Here is a 6,123-nt window from a genome sequence, read left to right as displayed (position 1 = left end):
GTGGCCATGGGCCTGTCCCTGTTGCCCTTCCAGGGCCGATTGATCTTCGCTTGGCTGGTGGGCTTTATCAGCTTGTTCGGTGTTCAGTTTGGCTACAACCTCGTCGTTGGCTTAGTCGCCAACCGCATTGGCCAGACCGCTACCAGCACCCTCAACGACCTGGGGTTTGCCTTACTTCTGGCCATCGGCGCTCCGGTGGTGGCGGGTCTGGTGGCGAAAGGGGGTGGCGTGGCGGTCTATTCCGGCCTTCAGAGTACGGTCGCTCGCATCAACGGTGCCCTCGTCGGTACAGCGGCCTTGGGGGTGAGAAGTGCCTTTGCGTGGCGGATGGCCAATCAAGTGAGTAGCGCGGGCCAACCCGGTGCTGGCGGGGCCAACAACCTAGTGCGGGCCGATGACCGCAGCCCCACGACGGGATAAAGACCGCTCTTTAAAGATTTGTCCAACCTATCACCTGTGACCCATGACCGGAAGAATTGGTCGATTTAGCCGCAACAAAGGCTCAGAGCATGGTTTGTCGAGACAGCGTTTGTTAGATGGCAACAATAAGAGTCTGCTGGCCCTGCTTCAGCTCGCCATTCTGGGCTTCAGCAGCGTCACGCTGGTGTTCATCTTGTTTTTGACGGTGCGCGTCAATCGGATCGTCAATCGTCAGCCCACCTTTGTGCAACTGACCAACGGCGATACCGTTTACATCAGTGAACGGGAACGGAACTATCGTCGGCCTGAGGTGATTCGCCAAGTCGTCAATGACTGGACGATGCTCAGCTTCAACTGGGACGGCACACTGCCCGGAACCGATGAACCCGATGAGGGCGTCGCGGTGGAGGGCGTCAGGGGCCGAGTGCCGTTTTCGGTGTCCATCGCCAGCTTCCTACTAGAACCTGAACTGGGATCTGAAATGCTTCAGCTTTTTGCCACCGAAATCGTCCCCAGTGGTGTGTTCACAGGTGAACTGCGCCAGGTGATCACGATTGAAGATATTTCTGACCCCCGACAGATCGCCGACGGGCGATGGGAGGTCGATATTGTATCCACACGACGGCTGCTAGACCGTCGAAATGGCTCCCAGCGCGCCATTCCTTGGAATCGCACCTACACCTTGCAGGCCGTCGAGATTCCGAATTCTCCCCTCGGTGACGAGGCTTCCCGCGTCGAGCAACTGGTCTACGACACCCTGGGGGCTGGCCTTCAGATTGTTGATATTGTTCCTTTCGATCCAAATGAGTCATGACCAACCCTACGGAAATCGGTTTGATGGGGTTCTCTGAAGTTGAAAAGATTGACCCCGCTCAAGAACGTGCCCTAGCGGGTCAAGGTGGGCCACTGCCCCAGGAATGGCTGTTTGACGGAGACAGTGCCATTGAATCATCCGCACCCAGCCCTGACCCTGACCTTGAGGCCCAAGGGGTCGTCGATGAGGTCGTTGCCCACGAACTGGCCCTAGACAACGACCGTGTGCATACCGTCAACCGCAAGCCCGTCCAAAAGACGATGGCCATTGTCCTAGCCCTCGGTAGCTTGACGGGGGTGGGTGCCTTGCTGTTGTTAGGCCTCACCCGACGACCTCAGCCCGTTACCGAAGCACCCGAAGAGGAGGCCGTGGAAGAATTGGTGTTCCAGGACGACAGTGCGCGACTTCGTAGTCAGCTTGCCCTTCAGGATCAGCGCACGATTCTAGAGGATCTAGAGGCCCAGGACACAGAACTGGTGGTAGATGAAGAACCAGAAGACGAAGTGGTGTCAGAGCCAGAACCGTCCCCAGCTCGTCCGGTGGTGTCGTCGCCATCGCCCCGGCCCGTATCCCAACCTGCCCCTCGGCCTGCTCCTCGGCCCACACCCACACCGTCTCCAGCCGCTTCAGCCCCACCCGTTGACCCGTTTGAGCGCTGGTCACAGTTAGCGCAACTGGGCACCGCACAAGCTGGGGAGCGTCAGATAGACAGTGCGATGGCCACGACCCCAGCGGACGGGTTGGCTCAGGCGGCGACCGAGGCTCAACCAACCCAAAGTCCTTTCCAGCGGGTGTCGATTGGTGAGCCTACCCTTCAGCTTCAGTCTCTACCTCAATCGTCAGCCCAACCTGGCCTAGCCCGTCCTGGGTTTCAAGCTTCAGTGCGGCCTCAGCTTCCATCCCCTAGACCACGATCTGGCCAGCCTCGTCAACCTGCTGCACCGGGTGAATCGAATCCATCGACATTGGTGGCCTCGACACCGGGCACTCAAGGCATCCTCGATTGGCACCACCATCGTCAGGCTCAGCCCTCGTCGCCTTCACCCATCCAACCCGAACTCGGCACTCAGGTTCAAGCTAAGGTCGTGACTCCGATGGCATGGGACTTAGCGTCAGGCTCAGCCCAATCGCCAGACCTGGGCGCAGGTCGGTTTGTGATTGAACTGGAGCAAGACCTCACGGATTCACGGGGACGAGTCGGACTCCCGCAGGGCACAACCCTGGTGGTTCAGGCCAGCACCGTCAGCCCCGACCATCAACTGGTTCAGGCCAGCGCCATTGCTGTGGTCTATCCTGCTGGAGGTCAGACCGTTCAGCAAACCCTACCCGAAGGAGCGCTGCTGGTGCAGGGCCAGGGGGCTCAGCCTTTGGTGGCCCAACGGTTGAACGACCTTGGCCCCAACCTGGCCGCTGAAGACCTGCTGGTGGGCACATTGTCTGCCCTAGGTCAGGCCGGGGCCGTCCTGAACCAGCCTAGAGAAGAATTTAGGAGTGCGGCGTCGGGGGATAGTACCAGCTCCACCGTGATCCGCACGACTCGAGACCCTAACCTGCTGGGCGGGGTGTTAGAAGGGTTTGGCAGTACGATTTCAGACCGGATTCGGCGACGCTCCGAGCAAAATACCCAGGCCAACATTGAGGCCAATACGGTGGCCGTTTTACCTGAAGGGATGGCGGTCACGGTGGTCGTCAACAGTTTTCTAGAGATTGCTCCTTAATCGACACACAATGATGCGTGGTTTACCAATCATTTCGGCTGGCATGGTTGCCATGACGCCAGTGATGCTGGCACAATCCGTCCAAGCAACCGCCTACCGCCAAGTGTCTCAAGATCAGGCCCTTCGCGACCTCATCGAGGTTCAGTTAGAACCAGGACGCTCGACGGTCATCGATTTTAGCCAAGTCCAAGAACGGATTGTCTTTGTCAATCTAGCTGACCCGTCTCGAACCGTATTTACGGGCAATGCTCCCGTTGAATCTGGGCTCGCCACAACGTTATTTGTCACGCCCATTGAAGCGTTAGCCTTTCCTGGACTGACTACGAATGCCGTCACTACGCTTCAGGTACAGACCATTACACCCGGTGGTGATCTGCGGCTTTACACTTTCAATGTGTGGCAATCTGACCGAGCGGCACCCCATACGGGCATTGTAATCACGACAACGCCTGAACGGGATCGACCTGGTGACCTAGCTGGTCCTAACCCTGCTCCACCTGTTGATCTATCGCCCCAACTCATCGCCCAGGGGTTGGAGGCTGCGATTGCCCAGGGGCTTACACCTGAAGATGATCCCATTGTCGATGATGTTCAAGCCGTATTAGCCAAGGTTGACGCAGGCCAATCGTTACGGGAGGCCGCCAAGGCTCAAGGCGTTGACGTCGAAATCCTTGAAGCCTTGGCGGCATTAGGTCAAGAACAACGTCAGTTTGATGATGCTGACATTCAGGTTCAAAAGATTTAGATTGGCTTAAATTTTCTCTTCTCCTTCTTGCCTAGAGAATCGATACAATTTGAATCAAATTGATCAATAGATTGACCTAATTTCTGTAGGTTTTATTCCAGATCATGTGTTCGTTAAGATAGAATGATTTGAACTCAGTTTGCAACTCAAAAACTATGGCTCTTTCTGCTCAGATCAAACTTGAAAAAGCAAGTGCGCTATCGTCTGAATATCTTCAGGCTTTCTTAATGCGCTGTCCGTTTCCTTTCACCGATCCTAATGACGCCCACACCTTCCTTCAAAAGAATCGTGAACGGGGTCAAGAACACGGCGTTCAGTGGCTTGAACAGGGCTTGAAGATTCGGATCTTGAACGAAGTCATTGACTTAGAGAAAGCCCATTACTGGGCCTATCATCCGGCCAAACGAACACGATCTCAGTACCAAGACCAGGGGGTTTCTGTTCAGATTCACTTTGCCTTCCCGGTGCCTGGAGCCAAAGCCTACTATGACCCAGGTGACGGTCAAGCTCAACCCGTACCTGAGGGGGAAGACTTAGCGGGTCTAGGCCCATTGGTTTGGGTGCGAACCTTCGCCCAGCGACTGGAGGATAAGAGTGAGGCCGCCAAAGCCCACAATCGTCGGGTGGTGGCCCTGCGTAAGCTGCTCTATGAGTACAACGAAATCTTGACAGGCTCCATCCCCGCTCTCCGGGCCGCCTGGGACTACGGCGATGAGGAAGACGACTTTTTGTATGATTCACCTCCAGGATGGGCTGACGACGACCTCAGTGAGTAACTAGAGTTTTAAACTGATATTCCGCGAGTTGACATATGATTTTCGACGTTGCTGATTCAGGCTATGAACCAAATTCTGCAAGTACTGAGGCTTTATTCAAAGTTCTGGGAAATCACACTGCTATTCAGCAATGCCAACCTGCGGAATGCCGGCTACATGACTCGGGTCGAAGGCGAGAACACGCGGTTACGACATTATCTAGCCCGCCTGCATCGCAAAACACTGTGTTCTTCCAAGTCCGTGGATATGTTGGCCCACTCGGTACGGTTGCTACTGCGCTACCTCAAGTTCGGCGATGTCCCGACTCTTGCAAGATTCATCTCTTAATTCAGCTTTTCAAATGAACTATCCAACTGCAGCAGCGTGTTGAGTAACACATCAGCTCCCTGCCTACATTGCTCAGGGGAGGTGTATTCGTCTTCAGCGTGGCTGACCCCAGCCTGACTGGGCACAAAAATCATACCCATGGGGGTAATGCGGCCAATTTCTTGGGCATCGTGGCTGGCCCGACTGGGCATGGAGTAATGGCTGATCTGAAGGCGATCGCAAACGGCGGCAATGGTGGCTTGAATAGTAGAACTGGCCAGCGTAGGATCCACGGCGTGCTGGGGCTGCATCTGAATCTTAGTTTGGGTCGTCGATGCGATCGCCTGAATACGCTGCTGGAGATGATTCACCATTCTGTTGATCACCGCTAGGGATAGATCGCGCAGGTCAATGGTGAGGTCTACCCGGCCCGGCACGATGTTAGCCGCGTTGGGTTGTACCGTGAGATATCCGACCGTGGCGACCTGATCGCCCGGAGGGTTGGCAGCCACGTCGTGGACAGCAGCCACCAGTAGCGATGCCGCGTAGAGGGCATCCTGGCGCAGGGGCATAGGGGTCGTGCCTGCATGGTTGGGCCGCCCGATAATCACCACCTGGTAGCGGTGCAGGCTGACAATGCCCTGCACGACCCCGATCTGGCGCTGCACCGATTCCAGCACGCCGCCCTGTTCGACGTGGAGTTCTAGGTAGGCGGCCATATCCTGGGCGGTACGGCGGGCAGTGGGGAGGGCGTCCCAGTCGCCGCCGATCCGCTGAAGGCAGGTTTGAATAGCGGTGCCGTCGAGCCGCCGCAAGGGCTCGGGGTCATCCCCATTAACGGTGCCTGCCAGGGCTTTGCTGCCAATCATCTCCCCCTCTTCGTCGGTAAAGACGATCACCTCGATGGGGTGGTTGAGCCGCTGCCCCGCCTCATGCAGGGTGGCGACGACTTCAATGCCCGCCAGCACCCCCAGGGTACCGTCGTAGCGGCCCCCGGCGGGTACCGTGTCAATGTGGGAGCCGGTAGCCAGGGCTGGCAGGGATTTTTTGCCAGCGTACCGACCGATAATGTTGCCCGCCGCATCGCAGGTGACGGTCATACCGGCCTCTACCATGGCGGCGGTGACCCACTGGCGGGCGGCTAAGTCATCATCACTGTAGGCAATGCGCCGCACCCCACCCTCGGGCAATCGGCCAATGGCGGCAAGGGCATTGAGGCGCTGCTGTAGGCGATCGCCATTAATCCTCAGAGAAGTAATCACCGCCATACAATTGACCTCAAACTATGCCGATTTATCCTGGTCAGAAAAGCTATCGGTTCACTGTTTCAACCGCTACTAACTG

6 protein-coding genes and 1 pseudogene are annotated in these 6,123 nt (G+C 56.8%); 6 read left to right on the top strand and 1 reads right to left on the bottom strand.

Going from position 1 to position 6,123, the window contains the following annotated elements; all coding sequences use genetic code 11:
* The 6 genes and pseudogenes from H6G62_RS13555 to H6G62_RS13530 all read left to right on the top strand — a co-directional run.
* A pseudogene (locus H6G62_RS13555) lies at positions 1-420 on the top strand (hypothetical protein); the annotation flags it as partial.
* A gap of 43 nt (positions 421-463) precedes the next feature.
* The gene (locus tag H6G62_RS13550; RefSeq protein ID WP_190495966.1) at positions 464-1,234 is read left to right on the top strand and encodes a hypothetical protein; all 771 of its coding nucleotides are present in this window, start codon (positions 464-466) and stop codon (positions 1,232-1,234) included.
* Positions 1,231-2,952 carry a hypothetical protein gene (locus tag H6G62_RS13545; RefSeq protein ID WP_190495964.1) on the top strand — a complete coding sequence of 574 codons (1,722 nt, stop codon included), beginning with the start codon at positions 1,231-1,233 and terminating at the stop codon, positions 2,950-2,952. Before H6G62_RS13550 ends, H6G62_RS13545 begins: the two co-directional genes overlap by 4 nt.
* A 52-nt stretch (positions 2,953-3,004) precedes the next feature.
* Complete coding sequence (locus H6G62_RS13540) at positions 3,005-3,697, top strand: hypothetical protein (RefSeq protein WP_190495961.1); 693 nt, start codon at positions 3,005-3,007, stop codon at positions 3,695-3,697.
* Positions 3,698-4,044: 347 nt separating this feature from the next.
* A complete protein-coding gene (locus H6G62_RS13535) occupies positions 4,045-4,473 on the top strand; it encodes a hypothetical protein (RefSeq protein WP_190495959.1) in 429 nt (142 codons plus the stop codon).
* Between the two features lie 63 nt (positions 4,474-4,536).
* Positions 4,537-4,800, top strand: a complete 264-nt coding sequence (locus H6G62_RS13530; RefSeq protein WP_277883025.1) for an IS1 family transposase — start codon at positions 4,537-4,539, stop codon at positions 4,798-4,800.
* On the opposite strand, the gene H6G62_RS13525 is transcribed toward H6G62_RS13530, so the two are convergent.
* Complete coding sequence (locus H6G62_RS13525; RefSeq protein ID WP_190495957.1) at positions 4,797-6,047, bottom strand: Zn-dependent hydrolase; 1,251 nt, start codon at positions 6,045-6,047, stop codon at positions 4,797-4,799. The two genes, H6G62_RS13530 and H6G62_RS13525, sit on opposite strands and share 4 nt — an antisense overlap.
* Positions 6,048-6,123 lie beyond the last annotated feature (76 nt).

Origin of the sequence: Phormidium sp. FACHB-1136 (genome assembly GCF_014697375.1) — a bacterium.
In the GTDB taxonomy this organism is placed as follows: Bacteria; Cyanobacteriota; Cyanobacteriia; order Phormidesmidales; family Phormidesmidaceae; genus Nodosilinea.
This window is presented reverse-complemented; position numbering and strand designations above follow the sequence as displayed.

Excerpts from the sequence above, each read along its gene's own strand:
- H6G62_RS13550 (WP_190495966.1), top strand. The coding sequence starts at position 464 with ATGACCGGAAGAATTGGTCGATTTAGCCGCAACAAAGGCTCAGAGCAT.
- H6G62_RS13545 (WP_190495964.1), top strand. The coding sequence starts at position 1,231 with ATGACCAACCCTACGGAAATCGGTTTGATGGGGTTCTCTGAAGTTGAA.
- H6G62_RS13540 (WP_190495961.1), top strand. The coding sequence starts at position 3,005 with ATGACGCCAGTGATGCTGGCACAATCCGTCCAAGCAACCGCCTACCGC.
- H6G62_RS13530 (WP_277883025.1), top strand. The coding sequence starts at position 4,537 with ATGAACCAAATTCTGCAAGTACTGAGGCTTTATTCAAAGTTCTGGGAA.
- H6G62_RS13525 (WP_190495957.1), bottom strand. The coding sequence starts at position 6,047 with ATGGCGGTGATTACTTCTCTGAGGATTAATGGCGATCGCCTACAGCAG.